The 15,172-nt window shown below is 61.0% G+C and carries 11 protein-coding genes; 2 read left to right on the forward strand and 9 right to left on the reverse strand.

The window, feature by feature from the left end; translation table 11 throughout:
- Window positions 1–4: 4 nt before the first annotated feature.
- The 6 genes from NKJ18_RS22205 to NKJ18_RS22230 form a co-directional block, all read right to left on the reverse strand.
- Window positions 5–1,186, reverse strand: coding sequence for an ABC transporter permease (locus NKJ18_RS22205; protein WP_352759693.1), 1,182 nt, complete (start codon window positions 1,184–1,186; stop codon window positions 5–7).
- Complete coding sequence (locus NKJ18_RS22210) at window positions 1,183–2,181, reverse strand: ABC transporter permease (protein WP_023672136.1); 999 nt, start codon at window positions 2,179–2,181, stop codon at window positions 1,183–1,185. The genes NKJ18_RS22205 and NKJ18_RS22210 overlap by 4 nt, the downstream gene beginning before the upstream one ends.
- Window positions 2,182–2,183: 2 nt before the next feature.
- Window positions 2,184–4,082 carry an ABC transporter substrate-binding protein gene (locus tag NKJ18_RS22215; protein ID WP_023692891.1) on the reverse strand — a complete coding sequence of 633 codons (1,899 nt, stop codon included), beginning with the start codon at window positions 4,080–4,082 and terminating at the stop codon, window positions 2,184–2,186.
- Window positions 4,079–5,974 (reverse strand): ABC transporter ATP-binding protein, encoded by a 1,896-nt coding sequence (locus tag NKJ18_RS22220; RefSeq protein WP_023672138.1) that lies wholly within the window; start codon window positions 5,972–5,974, stop codon window positions 4,079–4,081. Before NKJ18_RS22220 ends, NKJ18_RS22215 begins: the two co-directional genes overlap by 4 nt.
- 151 nt (window positions 5,975–6,125) lie before the next feature.
- On the reverse strand, window positions 6,126–7,466 hold the full coding sequence (locus tag NKJ18_RS22225) for an adenylate/guanylate cyclase domain-containing protein (RefSeq protein ID WP_023672139.1): 1,341 nt from the start codon (window positions 7,464–7,466) through the stop codon (window positions 6,126–6,128).
- Window positions 7,467–7,770: 304 nt separating this feature from the next.
- Window positions 7,771–8,949: a DUF3095 domain-containing protein gene (locus NKJ18_RS22230; protein ID WP_352759696.1), complete on the reverse strand. Its 1,179-nt coding sequence runs from the start codon at window positions 8,947–8,949 to the stop codon at window positions 7,771–7,773.
- A gap of 74 nt (window positions 8,950–9,023) precedes the next feature.
- Between NKJ18_RS22230 and NKJ18_RS22235 the strand changes: the two genes are divergently transcribed.
- Both NKJ18_RS22235 and NKJ18_RS22240 read left to right on the forward strand, forming a co-directional pair.
- Entirely contained in the window at window positions 9,024–10,112 is a 1,089-nt protein-coding gene (locus tag NKJ18_RS22235; protein ID WP_023685074.1) for a glycosyltransferase family 4 protein, read from the forward strand.
- Window positions 10,109–10,867, forward strand: a complete 759-nt coding sequence (locus NKJ18_RS22240) for a polysaccharide deacetylase family protein (RefSeq protein ID WP_023685073.1) — start codon at window positions 10,109–10,111, stop codon at window positions 10,865–10,867. Before NKJ18_RS22235 ends, NKJ18_RS22240 begins: the two co-directional genes overlap by 4 nt.
- 1 nt (window position 10,868) lies before the next feature.
- Here the strand turns inward: NKJ18_RS22240 and NKJ18_RS22245 are convergent, their stop codons facing one another.
- The 3 genes from NKJ18_RS22245 to NKJ18_RS22255 form a co-directional block, all read right to left on the reverse strand.
- Window positions 10,869–11,723, reverse strand: coding sequence for an MBL fold metallo-hydrolase (locus tag NKJ18_RS22245; RefSeq protein WP_352626936.1), 855 nt, complete (start codon window positions 11,721–11,723; stop codon window positions 10,869–10,871).
- A 111-nt stretch (window positions 11,724–11,834) separates the two neighbouring features.
- Entirely contained in the window at window positions 11,835–12,302 is a 468-nt protein-coding gene (locus tag NKJ18_RS22250) for a cyclic nucleotide-binding domain-containing protein (protein WP_023672144.1), read from the reverse strand.
- A gap of 34 nt (window positions 12,303–12,336) precedes the next feature.
- A complete protein-coding gene (locus NKJ18_RS22255; RefSeq protein WP_023732839.1) occupies window positions 12,337–15,051 on the reverse strand; it encodes an ABC transporter transmembrane domain-containing protein in 2,715 nt (904 codons plus the stop codon).
- Window positions 15,052–15,172: the final 121 nt, after the last annotated feature.

Consider the following 15,172-nt stretch of genomic DNA (forward strand, 5'->3'; position numbering starts at 1 on the left):
GATATCACTTGTAGGGGTCTGCGGCGTCCCGCAAGCCGTCGCCGAGGAAGTTGAACGCCATGATAACGAGGATGACCGGCAGCATCGGCAAAAGCAGCCATGGATAGAACGCGATCACGCTGACGCTGCGCGCCTCGGTGAGCAGGATGCCCCAGCTGGTTATCGGCGCCCTCAGGCCGAGCCCGAGGAAGCTCAGCGCCGTTTCGCCCAGGATCATGCCAGGGATGGAGAGCGTCGCCGTCGCGATCAGATGCGACATGAAGCCGGGAATGAGATGCCGCCTGATGATGCGGCTGCTTCCGGCGCCCATCAACTGCGCGGCCAGAACGTAATCCTCCTCGCGCAAGGCCAGAAGCTTTGAACGCACGGCCCGCGCCAGTCCGGTCCAGTCGAGCAGCCCGAGGATGACGGTGATGCCGAAATAGATCAGGATCGGACTCCACGTTATCGGCATGATCGCCGCCAGGGCCAGCCATAGCGGAATGCTGGGAATCGATTGCAGGACTTCGATTATCCGTTGGACGATCAGGTCGAAGATACCGCCGTGATAGCCGGCCAGCCCGCCGATGACGATGCCGAGCAGGAAGCTGAAACTGATGCCGACGAGGCCGATAGTCAGTGAAATGCGTGCGCCATAGATCATGCGCGAGAGCACGTCGCGCCCCAGCCTGTCGGTGCCGGCCAGAAACAGCTGCCCGTTTTCGGCAGGACAGACAAAATGCCTGTCACCTTCGATCAGGCCCCAGAACCGATAAGTGTCGCCCTTGCAGAAGAAACGGAGCCGCTGAACATCGTCGTGGTTCTCGATGTAGTTCCGCTTGAGCGTGTCCATATCCAGCGTCATCTGGCGGCCGTAGACGAACGGCCCGACGAACTCGCCATTGTGGAACAGGTGCACGTGCTGCGGCGGCGCATAGATGTAGTCCATGTTGCGCGAGTGCAGATTGTAGGGCGCCAGGAACTCGCAGATCAGTATCCCTAAATACAGCACTGCCAGGAATATGCCGGATATAAGCGCAAGCCGGTGTTTGCGGAATTTCCACCACATCAGCCGCAACTGCGATGCCTGAAAGACCTTCGATTGCTCCTGCGTCATCGCCTCGACCGACTGCAGGTCGAGGGGCGCGCCGGAAATGTAGTGTTGCAGTGGAGCACCCGGAGCGGGCAGCGGCGAGTCCTGCTTCATTTGGTGCTGCCACCCTGCAAACGAATTCGTGGATCAAGCAGCGCCAGCGCCAGGTCGGAAATCAGCACGCCGATAACCGTCAGGAAGGCAAGGAACATCAGGAATGACCCTGCCAGATACATATCCTGGCTTTGCAGCGCCTTGATCAGCATCGGCCCGGTCGTTTCCAAAGACAAAACGATAGCCGTGATCTCAGCGCCGGAGATGATGGCCGGCAGGATCGAGCCGATGTCGGAAATGAAGAAATTGAGCGCCATGCGCAGCGGATATTTGACCAGCGCCTTGAACGGATGCAGGCCCTTGGCGCGCGCCGTAACGACATATTGCTTGTGCAGTTCGTCGAGCAGATTGGCGCGCAGCCGCCGGATCATGCTCGCCGTGCCGCCGGTGCCGATGATCAGGACCGGGATCCAGAGATGGGCGAGGATCGACTTCGCCTTGGCCCAGCTCATCGGCTCGCCGAGATATTGCTGGTCCATGAGGTGGCCGATGGACGTGCCGAACCAGATGTTGGCGAAATACATCAGGATCAGCGCCAGCATGAAATTCGGAATGGCAAGACCGAGAAGGCCGAAGAAAGTCAGGCCGTAGTCGCCCCAGCTGTATTGATGCGTGGCGGAGTACATGCCGATCGGAAAGGCGATGAGCCAGGTGAAGATGATCGTGACGAAGGAAACCAGCACGGTCAGCCACATTCGGTCGCCGACGACGTCGCGAACCGGCAGCTCATATTCGAAGGAATAGCCGAAATCGCCGTGCAGCATCCCGCCCACCCAGTAGAAGTAGCGAATGACCGGCGGCTGGTCGAAACCATATTCCTTGCGCATCATCTGGATGCGGTCGGAATCTACCGCTTCGCCCTGGGCCCGAAGCTCGGCGACATAGCTGTCGAAATAGTCGCCCGGTGGAAGTTCGATGATGGTGAACACAAGCGCCGATATGACCAGCAGCGTTGGAACCATCACGGCGATGCGCCAGACAAGATATCGAAGCACGCTCAGGAGCCTCCAAGCCAGAATGTGTCCGGCATGTAGACACCGAAATAGGAGGTCGGGTCGTAGCCGTAGAGTGCTTTGTCAGGCAGGTTGCGCAGCCGCGAGGATACCAGAATCGGCTGAAGTGTTTCGTTCACCGTACCGATAGAGAACACCTGATCGGTGTAGATCGACAGCATCGAGTTCCAGATTTCGGCGCGCTCGCTGGATTGGGTCGATCCGTTCCAGCGCTTGAGCAAAGCCATCAACTCGACCACTTCAGGAACATCGGGCGCCTCACCCATCTTGCCATGCGACAGATAGTAAGCGCCCCAGAGCGGCCATTGCAGCTGGTCGTCGATGGTGGGGGCCAGCTGGTATGGATTCATGTCGGCGGTCGGCACGCCATTGTCGATGCCCGACGACATCGACATCAGGATCTGGCCGCCAAGCGCACGGCTGCGGAAGATGTCGCGCTGCGAAGTCCGGATGAACAAAGCGATGCCGATCTTGCGCCAGTGATCGGTGATGAGTTCGAGCGCATCGGTTTCCAGCGTGCTTTCGCCGGCCGTTTCCACGATGATCTGCGCCGGGCGTCCATCGGGAAGTAGCCGCAGGCCGTCATCGTCACGGGCCTGAAGCCCGACCTCGTCAAGCAGTGCATTGGCCTGGTCGGGATCGTGGGCGACCCAGGCTTTCGCGAATTCCGGCCGGTAGAGCGGGCTCTCCGGCAAGACCGTGTCGGCGCTTTCCTGCGCCAATCCGTAGAAGACGGCCATGTTGATCTCGCGCCGGTCCACAGCGAGCGAAAGTGCGCGGCGCACGCGCACGTCACGCAAAAGGCCGCGCCACACCGGGTCGGCACAATTCAGATTGGGCATGAGCGCCAGCCGCGAACCCTGTGTGCGTTTCCACAGATGCATCTTCACCGGGTAGCGCTTCTCCGCGTCCTTCAGGAAGGAGTAATCGCTGAAGTCGATTCCCATGCATTGCAGGTCGCTCTCGCCCGCACCGGTCTTGGCGGAGATGATCGCCGACGAGCTGACATTCATGATGATCCGGTCGACATAGGGCAGTTGCCGGCCGTTCTCGTCTGTTCGATGAAAGAACGGGTTGCGCTCGAAGATGAACTGCTCGGCCGGCGGCTTGGTCCGGTTCTGCCAAGGGTCGAGTGTCGGCAGATCCGGGTTCTCCGGGCGATACTGCCGCGACATGCGGATGTGCAGCAGCGTCCATTTTGCGGTCCGGTTCTCCTTCATCAGGCCGGCGAGCCGGAATGGATCCTGATATTTCTTATGGAACTGCTTGAGATAGGCGGCCGGCAAAACAAGCGGTGTCGGCGAAGCAGCGGCAAGTTTGGGCAGGAAGTCGGGATTGGGCGCGTCCCAACTGTAGCGGACCGTCAACGGATCGACGATCTCGAAACGTGGCGGCTTGCCGTCCGCCAGCAGGGCAGGGGCGAGCCCCCCTTGCGAAAGCTCATCGTTCAGCCAGACATCTTCCCAGCAATAACGAAAATCCTCCGGCGTCAGCAGGCTGCCGTCTGACCATTTATGGCCTTCCCGAATCTTGAACGTGAAGACGCGATCGTCCTTTACGTCGAAACTTTCGAGAATGTCGGCTTGAAAGTTAAGCTTCTCGTCATAGCCGACCAGCCGGGAATACCCGTAGATCGTCATCATCCGGATATCTTTCTGGCTGCCGATGATCGTACGCAGCGTGCCGCCATACTGGCCGGGCTGCCGGCCCATCGCCGCGAGGTTCAACGCGCGCGGGCTTTTGGGCAGGCGCTCCGCGAGTGGCGGCAGAGCCCTGGCTTTCAGCTGCGGCTGAAGAAAATCCGGCTCCAGATCGCCGGCGCGCGCCGTGCCCGGCAGAAATGCCGAAGCCATGAGACCAAGGACAGTGCGGCGGCTGATCAATGGCGTAACTCGCTGACATCGGCCGAACGTCGGGCCAGCACGAGATGGCCGCCGCCGAGATCGAGCGGCGACAGCATATCCTCTTCGCCCTCGTCGCGGAATTGCGGGCCCCATGCGCTGGTGTCGGAAGCGCCGCCGAGCTTCAGCGTCTTGAAATCCATCGGCCGGTCGAGATCGGGGAAGGGGACTGCGGCGAGCAGCGAGCGCGTGTAGGGGTGGATCGGTTTCCTGAGCAGAATTTCGCGCGGTGCAAGCTCGACGATACGCCCGCCGCACATCACCGCGATGCGGTCCGCCATGTAGTCCACCACCGCCAGATTGTGGGATATGAACAGGTAGGTCAGGCCCAGTTCCTTCTGCAGGTCCTTCAGAAGGTTCAGGATCTGCGCCTGCACGGAGACATCGAGCGCCGAAACCGGCTCGTCGCAGATCAGCAGTTCAGGCCCCAGCGCCAAGGCGCGCGCAATGCCGATACGCTGACGCTGCCCGCCGGAGAAGCTGTGGGGATAGCGCTGGATGAAGCGCGGATCGAGCCCGATTGCCTGCATCAGGCTCTTGACCGTGGCTAGCCGGGACGCGGCATTGCCACGTTGATGGATTTCCAGCGGCTCGCTCAAGATGTTTTCCACGGTCATGCGAGGCGAAAGCGACGAGACCGGATCCTGGAAAACCATCTGGAGTTTCGCCCGCAGCAAGCGCAGGGCGTCTCCCTCGGCTTCCAGGACGTCGATCGGTCCGTCGCGGCCGTTGAAGATCACGGAGCCGCCGGTAGGGGTGACGGCCCGCATCAGGATCTTGCTGACGGTGGTTTTGCCGCAACCGCTTTCGCCAACCAGGCCCAGGCACTCACCTCGCCTGATGTCGAAGCTGACGCCGTCCACGGCGCGAACAGAGGTCTGATGGCTCCCGCTGAACCATCCGGAGTTGCGGATGGTGTAGACCTTTTTCAGATCCCTGACCGACAGCAGAATGTCGTCCGGCCCCTTCGCTTCCGGCGCCGTCTGCTTGCCCAGCAGGGTCCCGACATTCACCGGCACCTCGCGGAGCGCCTTCAGTCTTTCGCCAGGCTTCAGGTCGAAATGCGGAACGGCTGCCATGAGGCCCTTCAGGTAAGGATGGCCTGGCCGGCGGAATATTGCCTCCACAGGGCCTGCTTCCATGATCTCGCCATGGTACATGACGACCACCTCGTCGGCGACATTGGCGACCACGCCGAGGTCGTGCGTGATCAGCAGCATTGCCATGTTGAGCTTGGTCTGGAGCCCACGCAGCAATTGCAGGATTTGCGCCTGGATGGTGACGTCCAACGCCGTCGTCGGCTCATCGGCGATCAACAGAGCGGGCCGGCAGATAAGCGCCATGGCGATCATAGCGCGTTGCCGCAATCCTCCCGAAAGTTCAAATGGATACATGTCGTAGGCGCGCTTGGGATTGGGAAACCCGACGAGGCCGAGCATTTCCTCGGTCCGTGCCTTGCGCTCCGTCCGATCCATGTGCGTATGAATCTGCAGGGATTCGCTGACCTGGTTGCCGATCGTGTGCAGCGGCGACAGCGATGTCATCGGCTCCTGAAAGATCTTGCCGATGCGGCTGCCTCTCAACGCCCGGATTTCGGGTCCGTCTCGCGGCATCTGCAGGATATCCTGCGTCGTGCCGGGCTTTTTGGGATCGGAAAACAGGATACGGCCGCGAACATGGGCCGTGTTCGGCAAGATGCCCATCACGGCCTGGCTGAGAACCGATTTTCCGGAACCGGACTCACCGACAAGTGCGGTGACCTTGCCGGGCAGGACGCGAAGATTTGCCCGCCTGACGGCATGCAACGGTCCCCCGACAATGGCAAAAGAGATGCCAACATCCTCGATCCGCAGCAGATCAACGCCTGCATCCATTCCCACACCAGCCCCAATCTGGCGCCTCCCGACCGGCCCCAAAAAGCAAGACTAGCGCATTGTCAGCGCAGAGCAACTTGGATTCGAAACGAATTCCCCGGCGACCGGCGGCCGGACAGCATACCAGGGCGTCCAGATCGGATGGTGGTGACTACTGGAGCTTCCTCCGGTCGCCCGCCGACAGCCGCGCGGCATCGCGATGAAGCAGCATGACCTGCTCGGCGTCCGATATCCGATCGTGAAACGGCTGCAGCGCAGCGTCTTCATCGAGTGCGAGAGCACCCGACAGATCGGGTGAAAGCACCGTCAGCTTCTGCTTGCTGCCCGCCAGTTCCTCCTCGCCGAGCGTCAGCCAGCTGTTGGCCCCGCAATAGCCGGCGAAGTCCTTGCTGGCGAGAACGCTGTGCGGATATTTCTTAGTCAGGGTCTGGAGACGCTGGACCTCGTTTACAGCCGAGCCGAAGACGGAGAATGTGAGTCGGTCGGTAAGCCCGACATTGCCGAACATCACATTGCCGACATGCAGGCCGATACCAAATTTTATGTCGCCCAGTCCTTGCTCTTTTCTGCGCAGATTGAGCTCCATCATGCGCATGCTGGCCTTGTGCGCAGCCGCAAGAGCAGCCTGGCAGGCGATCTCTGACTGCGCCCGGTGCCTTTCGCAGGGGTAGACGGCAATGAATCCATCCCCCAGGAAACTCATGATCTGCCCGCCTTTGCGATTGAAAGGTGCTGCGATGGCATCGAAAAACTGGTTCAGCGTATCGATATAGACTTCGCGGCCGGAGGTTTCGGCGAGCCTTGTCGACCCGCGCATATCGCCCATCACCAGCGCGGCCCGGATTGTGTCGCCCTCGCCGCGCTTGATCTGGCCGTCCAGCACGCGCCTGCCGGCGTCACCGCCGAGATACGTGGTCATCATGTTGTCGGCGAGCTTGGTGAGCACCGCCATCTTGCTTGCTATAGCGAGATGGTTCTGGATCCGCAGCAGCGCCGAAATCATGCTGTCGCTGAAGCCTGAAGCACTGTCGGTGGACCAGGACCCCAACATGCCCTGACTTGTATCGCCATTGAAGGGATGGACGAAAGCCATGTAATCGGTGACGCCCATAAGCCTGAGCTCATCGAAAACAGGAAACTCCGACCGCACCGACGGGTCGAGCCGGCGCCGCAGATGGTCGAGCTTGTTGCTGAGCAGATGGTAGTATGGGCTGGTCAGGAATCTGTCGGAATGGACGCCGTTCTCACTCCGGAAGCCTTCCACTTCCAGGCCTTGGCCGCGAATCCAGGTGAAACCGAGCGCGTCATAAAGCGGATGCAGCATCGAAAAGCTCAAATGCACCCGCTTCAGCGGCAGGCCGGCAGCAGCCAGCCGTTCACAAAAACCCTTGACCAATGTTTCCAGGTCGTCGCCCGCCAGCGCCGATTGGGTCAGCCAATCGGCAACCTTATCCATGAGAATGTTGGAAATTTCTGCTTGCGCTGTGCTCATGCTATCTCGAAACCCGTCGAAGACGAGCCATCTCCTTTGATCCGCAAAATTCTCGAAGTCAATGAAGCCGGCTTCGGGGGCAGAAGCCGGCGAAGAATATCCCGAATGACTGTCCTTGCAGGAAGCAAGCAGACGTCGACCGCACAAATCACCTGCAACACTATGTGGCGAGGCTGCCGGCGAAGTGCAATCCCGATCCTGACATCGCGCAAAAAATTGGTCGGCTCAGGCACCGTCGGGCTCGCCGGGTTTCAAGAACCATGGCCGAGGCGCATTGCGGAAAATCGATTTCCCCAAGCCGTCGTCAGACCGGCGCCTTCGCCTTCAGGCTTGCGGCAGCCATTGCATAGCCGCCGGCGGCGCCATCGATGAAGTGAACATGATCGCGCTGCAGCGGCGAGATGACGAGGCATGTCATCAAGGCCGACTTCTGGCGGTGCAGGCCATAGTTGCAGATGCCGGCCTCTTCCGCTTGTTTCAGCCGGTTGTCGATGCGCTGCAACACATCCGCGTCGACGTCGATGGTCATCTTCAAGCCGTCATCGAACTTGCGGAAATCCGAATTGCTGGCCACCTCGCGCTTGTAGACCTTCGGATCGAAACCGCCGATCGTCCAGCCCAATTTGTCGGTGACGGCCGTAAGCGTCATCAGGAAGATCACCCACAGCTTGGCCAGCCACCGCCGCCCTGGCGCCGCCGTGGCCCGTGCCTCGACATCGAGACCGGCGGGCAGGAGACTGTAGGCCGGACCGTCCACCGGCACCGGGTGGCCATCGCGCTCCTGCCTGCCGGCAAGGGTGATGATGTCGGAAGCCAGAAACTGGAAACCACGCAAGTCGCGCGATGCCCCCGGCACGGCTATGATCGAGACAATTTCGCCATGCCGGGCTTCGATCGGGTTCCAGCGGCAGGAGAGGCCGGTCAGATCCGGCCGCGCGCCGGCCGGCGCGGGGTCGATGCGGTAGCGCCCGGCTTTCATTTCGGCTTCCGCCCAACTGCCGCCGCCGCCGGCGAACATGGCATAGAAGGCTGCTTCGGAGGCCTGGAACCTCGCCACGCGAACGTCGAGGCCCTGCGCTCTTATGTCCTTTATCGGCACGATTGCGGCACGCAAGGTCAGATCCAGTTCGTCCGCCACCCACCTCTGGACAGAAGCCAGCGCGTTACGGGCGATCTCCAGCGCCGAGCCGGGAAACGCCACGAGCGCGCCGTCGCCGCCGAAGACGAAGGGAAGATCTTGCCGTCCCAGCGCGTTGAGCAGCGCCGAAATGACGCTGGCGCCGGCCATATTGACGGTTTTGTAGCGCCCGGCCTCGATCGCCTTGGTCGAGCCGACGATGTCGGCGGTGGCCAGCGCCCAGCCATCGGGGAGAGGCCGATAGTTGTCGATATCGGCAACGCTTTCGAACTTTGCGAAGACCGGCAAAGAAGCGACGAACGGGTCGGACGCGACAGCTGTTTCCATAAGCATCAGATAGCACATTCCAGCGCTTGAAGGTGAAGTCGATCACGCCTCGAAATTGACTTGGGCAGGCTTTGCGATGATAGGATCGCGCGATGCGAATTGCCTTCTACGCCCCGCTGAAGTCGCCCAATCATCCCGTTGTCTCCGGCGACCGCCAGATGGCACGGATGCTGGTCCAGGCGCTGCAGCATGGCGGGCATAGCGTCGAACTGGCATCGGAGTTGCGCTTCTATCTACGCCAGCCGGAACCGAAAAGTTTCGATGCGCTCATGATCGAGGCCCGGGACGAAGCCGCGCGACTGACAAGGCTTTGGGACCGTGACGGCAAGCCCGATCTCTGGTTCTCCTATCATCCCTACTACAAGGCGCCCGACCTGATCGGGCCCGAGCTGGCGTTGGCCTTTGCCGTCCCCTATGTGACGGCCGAAGCCTCCTATTCCGAACGGCGCAACGCCGGTTCGTGGGCCGATAGCCAGGCATTGGTCGCGCGAGCCATCGAACAGGCGGCGCTGAACATCTGCTTCACGCAAAGGGATCGCCAGGGGCTGGCGGATGCTGTCCCCCACGCCGCTCTCGGTATGCTTTCACCCTTCATCGACACATCGGCATTCCACGAAATGCCGGTACTGGATTATCCGACGCGCCTCGTGACCGTCGCCATGATGCGCCCGGGCGACAAGGTCTTGAGCTATCGCATGCTGGCGCAGGCGCTCGGGTTGATCGGCCATCTCCCCTGGACGCTATCGGTCGTCGGGGACGGACCTGCCCGTGACGAGGTAAAGGCGCAATTCGCCGGCTTGCCCGCCGACCGTATCGAATGGCTTGGCGCCATCGAGCCTGCCGCCGTGCCGGATGTCCTTTATCGCGGGGGAATCTACGTCTGGCCGGGTTACGGCGAGGCCTATGGCATTGCCTATCTTGAAGCACAGGCCGCCGGCCTTCCGGTGGTGGCTCAGGACATTGCCGGCGTGCCGGAGGTCGTGCGGCATGGCCAGACCGGGTTTCTCACCCCGCCGGGCGATGTGGGGGCGTTCGCTTCGGCCATCGCGAGGCTTCTGGCCAATAATGACGAAAGAACCATCATGGCTGCAGAGGCCAGACGTTTCGTTCTCGAAGAACGCTCTCTCGGTGCTGCAAAGGCCCGTCTGGCGGAACTTCTCAAGATGATCCCGTTGTCATGACGTCCGACCCGATTTGGCAGCCTCTGGTGGACGAGCTGGCGCATCGGCAACGGTGGGGCCGCAAGGCAGAGTTCTGGCTGCGCGACGACGACGCCGTGGATCCGACGCCGGCGCTCGATCGGTTGCTCGACCTCACCGGTGACTTCGCGGTTCCGGTCACTCTGGCCGTCATTCCGGCCCAGACCGACGGGAAGCTTGTCGTCCGGCTTGACGCCGCGCCGCATGCCACGGTCGCCATTCATGGCTGGGCGCACCGAAATCATGCGCCCGAGGGTCAAAAAAAGCAGGAGCTCGGCGCGCATCGGCCACGCGAGGTGGTGCTGGATGAGCTGGCCGGCGGGCTGTCGCGTGTAACCGGCCTGCACGGCGCACGTGCGGTTCCGATGCTGGTGCCGCCCTGGAACCGGATCGACGCCGGCCTGGTACCCGACCTCGGATCGATAGGATTTGCGGCATTGTCGGTGTTCGGGCCGCCAAGGCCGGCTTCCTTGGCGGTCATCAACAGCAATGTCGACATCATGGATTGGCATGGCACGCGCGGCTGCCGCGATCATGGTCTGTTGGTTCAGGCCATCGTCGCGCAATTGCAGCGTGCATTCGACGGCGGCGAACCGGTCGGCCTGCTCACCCACCATCTCGTCCATGATGAATCGGCATGGCTTTTCCTCGAACGGCTGTTCACGATCACCGCGCGGACCGAAGCCTGCGCATGGCTTCCGATCAGCACATTGACCGAACGCAGCGCCGGAAAATAGCTCAGCGCTTTTTGTTCACTGAAGTTGGGAATGTGAGCGTCTGGCCATCCCGCGCCGCAAAAGCGCCGGCAAACCTGTCCTTGGCCAGTTTCTCCATCTCGTCCAGCTCATCGTCGGTGCGTGCCGGATCGTGGTGAAACAGCGCAAGCCCGCGCGCGCCGGCCGCCTCGCAGAGCTTGACGCCCTGTTGCCATGTCGAGTGCCCGTTGCCGCGGTAGCGCTCCATTTCCTCCTCGGTGTAGGTGCAGTCGTAAATGACGAGGTCGGCATCTCTGATCAGGCCGAGCACCGCCTGGTCGAGTTTGCCCGGCTCGTGCTCGGTGTCTGTGATGACCGCCACGACGCGGCCCCCCCATTCGACCCGGTAGCCGATGCAGCCGCCCGGATGGGTAAGACTACCGGTTCGTACAACAACTCCTTCGCGTGGCCGAAGCAGGTCTCCGGATGCGAAATCGCGGCAGTCGAGGCTCGCCTTGCAGACACCGAGTGTCACCGGAAACCATGGCGGCCGAATGAATTCATCGACCATCTGCCGCGTCGTCATGCGTCCAGCGAGATGCCCGGACCAAAGCGTAACTTTGATGCCTCGTTCATAAATAGGCTTGAAAGCCGGCAGCCCGATGATGTGATCGTAATGGCAATGGGTAAAAAACAGGTCGAAATCGGTGACGCCCGACGCTCGAAGCGTCCTGCCGGCAGGCCGCAGGCCGGAGCCCGCGTCGAACAGAAGCGTATGATTGCCGCATTGCATCTCGATGCAGATCGTGTTGCCGCCATAGCGAGCAAATTCTGGCCCCGACACCGCAATGCTGCCGCGCACGCCCCAAAACCTGACAAGGAAGAAATCGTCGTCCATGCACCCTTTCGCCCATCGTAGCCAACCAACTGCTGCCAGAGTCGTTCCAGGAAAGGTGTGACACGGTTCCGGAAACTGCATCCAAACAAAGAAACAGAGCGGCTCGCCGCTTCAGTGCAACTGTGAATCGCTCTCGGCCGTTCGTGCGTCGATCAGGTCCGCGGTCGTACTGCTTAGCCTATCGGCAAGAACCCGCAATATCTCGATGGTCATTTCGGGAAACTCCTTCATAAGCCTCAGGAAATGGTCCTTGCGGATTCTCAAGGCCTCCAGCTCACTTGCCGCTTTGACGGTGGCAGTACGGGAGCTGTTGCACAATATGGCAATCTCGCCAACGATCGAATTTGGCAGCAATTCGGCAACTTTGATCGGCCCATTGTCGGAATCGACCAGAATATCCGCGCTGCCAGAAAGGATGACATAGGCGGCGTCTGCCTCGTCGCCCTGCCGGAAAAGAATCTGGCCGGCACTGTAGTTCACGCGATCGGACGTGAACGCGAGCAGCTTGAGCTTTGTCGGCTCGATGCCAGAGAACAAGGGAACGCGTTGCAGCATTCCAACTTCATCCTTGAGCAGCATTGTCGCAAACCTTCCTGAATTCGCGTTTGCCAGACTATGACACAAGTTCCTTGAAGATACCGTTTCCCGCCAAGAGTGTCTCGTGTGTTCCGTCTTCCACCAATTGGCCTGAGTCAAAGACCACAACCCGGTCGAACATCGTCGCCATTGCCGGATTCGTCACCACCCACACAATTGCCGGCGAATGGCCGTCGCGTCTGGCTTCGTCGAGCACATTCCGCAACACTTTGTCCTGCACGCGCTGGTCGAGCGCCGACAGCGGCCGATTGAGAATGAGGAAATCGGGACGCTTGAGCAAGGCGCGGGCAACATCGAGCTTCTGTCGCTGTCCGCCGGTCAGCCGCCTGCCGGCGGCGCCGACGTTGAAGTCCAGGCCGACATCCAGAAGCTCGGCATAAAGCCCCAGTTCGTCAAGAATATCATAGACGATGGAGCGAATGCGGTCCGGCGCGTCGGGATGGTTGTTGCCGACACGCCCGAACAGGACGTTGTCCATGACGGTGGCCGCGGCGATGTATTTGGCAGGGTCAAACCGTTCGACAGCTTTCTCCAGCTCGGCCGGCAGGTTTTCATAGAACTGGTTGCGTGCAGCGATGATCTTGCTCATCAGCTCGTCGGTCAAGAGGCCGAAGCGATGCCGGGGCTCGATATAGGCAAAGCTCAACGTGACCATCATGGCGCGGTCGTTCTCCGAAACCGCATCGTAGGGGCGATTCTTGAGCCGTTGCAGCAAGGTTTCGTAGGCGGGTATCTCCTCGGCGCTCATGAAGGCGAGCTGCTGGAAGAACTGGTGTTCGGGCGGCAGGTCGGCAAACAGCTCGATCGCCTGTTCGGCGATCTCCATGCCCATTTCGTAGAGCGTGCGGTCGAGGCCGGCTTGCTTCAGCACGGAAGCAAAATAGGGATTGGACGCCAGTGCCTTGTGAGCCAGTTCGGGGCCGGCCGCAGCGCCGAAGAGCAGGTTCTGGCCGATCGTCGCTTCCTTGTTGTAGGCGCCCGGTTCAAAAGGAACCACCAGCGCGCTCAGGCCTTCTTCCTCCAACCGGGTTCGCAGCGCCGCACGCAATTCGACGATCCGCCCGGCAAGCTTCGTGTGGCGCTTGAGGTCGGCCGAAGAGCGCAAGCCTAGATCCAGAATGTCGCGCGACAGAAGAACCGCGTCGAGCACCCGGCGCACGGCTTCGAAGAGGTCGTGCGGGCCGGTGGCGCCGGCGGAGGCATAGTTGATCCAATCGCTGCGGATATCGAGATCCGGATTGCCCGACCGGCGCGCCTCGTCGATATTCCAACGGTGCTGGTCCGCCGCGGCGCCGTCATATGTCACCGATGTCAGCGGCGCATGCTTCAACCCGTAGAGCAAATTGTCGCGCAGGCTTGCCTGGAACAGGAAAACATCCGACGAAGCGTAGGACATGCGCCGGCCGGTCACGGCTTCGGGGAGATCGAGCAAGTCATCGGAGCCCGAAACGATCCTTCCGCTGTCCGGCCAGGTCAGCCGCGCAAAGGCTTCCGCAAGCGCCTCCGCTCCCCCTGTTGCGGTGCTGACCAGCGCCACCGTCTCACCCGGCTTGACCTCGAGCGAGATGCGATTGAGGAGCATTGCGCCGCCATCGTCTGCTATCGACAGGCTGACCGCCGACAGCGGCTTGGTCATCGGATCGGGATCGTCGACCGTCAGTGCTCCGATTTCCGGCGCGATGATATTCTCGACGGTGAACTGTTCGACGACCTGCTGATATTTGACCTGGACATCCTGCCGGTCCTGATCCCAGTCGATCAGTTCCTTCATCGGTCCGGGCAAGTCCTTGTAAGCGCCGATCACGGCCACGAGCTGGCCGACATCCAACCGCCCCTGGATGACCAGATAGCCACCGATCATGTAAAACAGAAAGGGCGTGAGCTGCGCGAGAAAATTGTTGAGGAACTTTACCATGAATTTCCATTGGTAAAGATCGAAGCGGATTTTGAAGATGAGCCCGAGCCGGGCTGCTATGTCGGCGCGCTCGTAGTTCGACGTATCGTGGACGTGAACCGCGCCGATGCCGTCGACGATTTCGCCAACCCGGCCTGAAAGCGCGCGCGCCGTCAACTGCCGCTGGCGCCCGAGCACGAGCAGCCGCCGCCGCATTCGCGGGATAAGCACGATCTGGATCGCCACGATCACGACCGCTATCATTCCGAGCCAGACGTTCTGGACCATGATGAACAGCATGGCCGTCAGCGCCTGGCCGCCGAGCAGCACCGGCTGCAGGAAGGCATCGCCAATGAAGCCGCCCAGCGGCTCCACCTCGTCCTTCACCATGGTCGCCACTTCGGCGGATTTCACCCGCTTGAAGTAAACCGGCGGAAACCGCAGCACACGATCGACCAGATCGAAACGAATACGCCGCAGCATGCGTTCGCCGAGCCGGCCCTTGTAAGTGTTGATGTAGAGCTTGAACAAGCCGTTGATGACGACCAGCAAGAGGAACACAAGGCTGAGCGCAAGCAGGGTCGAGGTGCGGTCCAGTTGAAAACCGGAGAAGAACTGGACCTCGCCGATGAACGGCAGGTTATAGTGCAACCGCATGAATGGCAGGGTCGCGCCCGGTTGCTCGAACCCCTTGCCCTGGATCGGGCCGTTGACGATCAGCTTCGGCAGGTCGAACGACATGAAATACGGGACCATCGAAAGCACGACGATCATCAATATCCAGAGCTGCTGCTTCCTGGTGTGCGTCCAGATATAGCGGGCTAGGCTGGTTTCCATATGCGATTGTCAGTTTGAAGGATGCGGAATGTAAAGGCACCTGCTGGCAAATGGTGTATCGGCCATGTCTTCGCCGCCAACGACGAGCTCAAAGCGGCAGCTGCGCGCCAGGCGGATGGGC

Source organism: Mesorhizobium sp. M0217 (genome assembly GCF_040321955.1).
Lineage (GTDB): Bacteria > Pseudomonadota > Alphaproteobacteria > Rhizobiales > Rhizobiaceae > Mesorhizobium.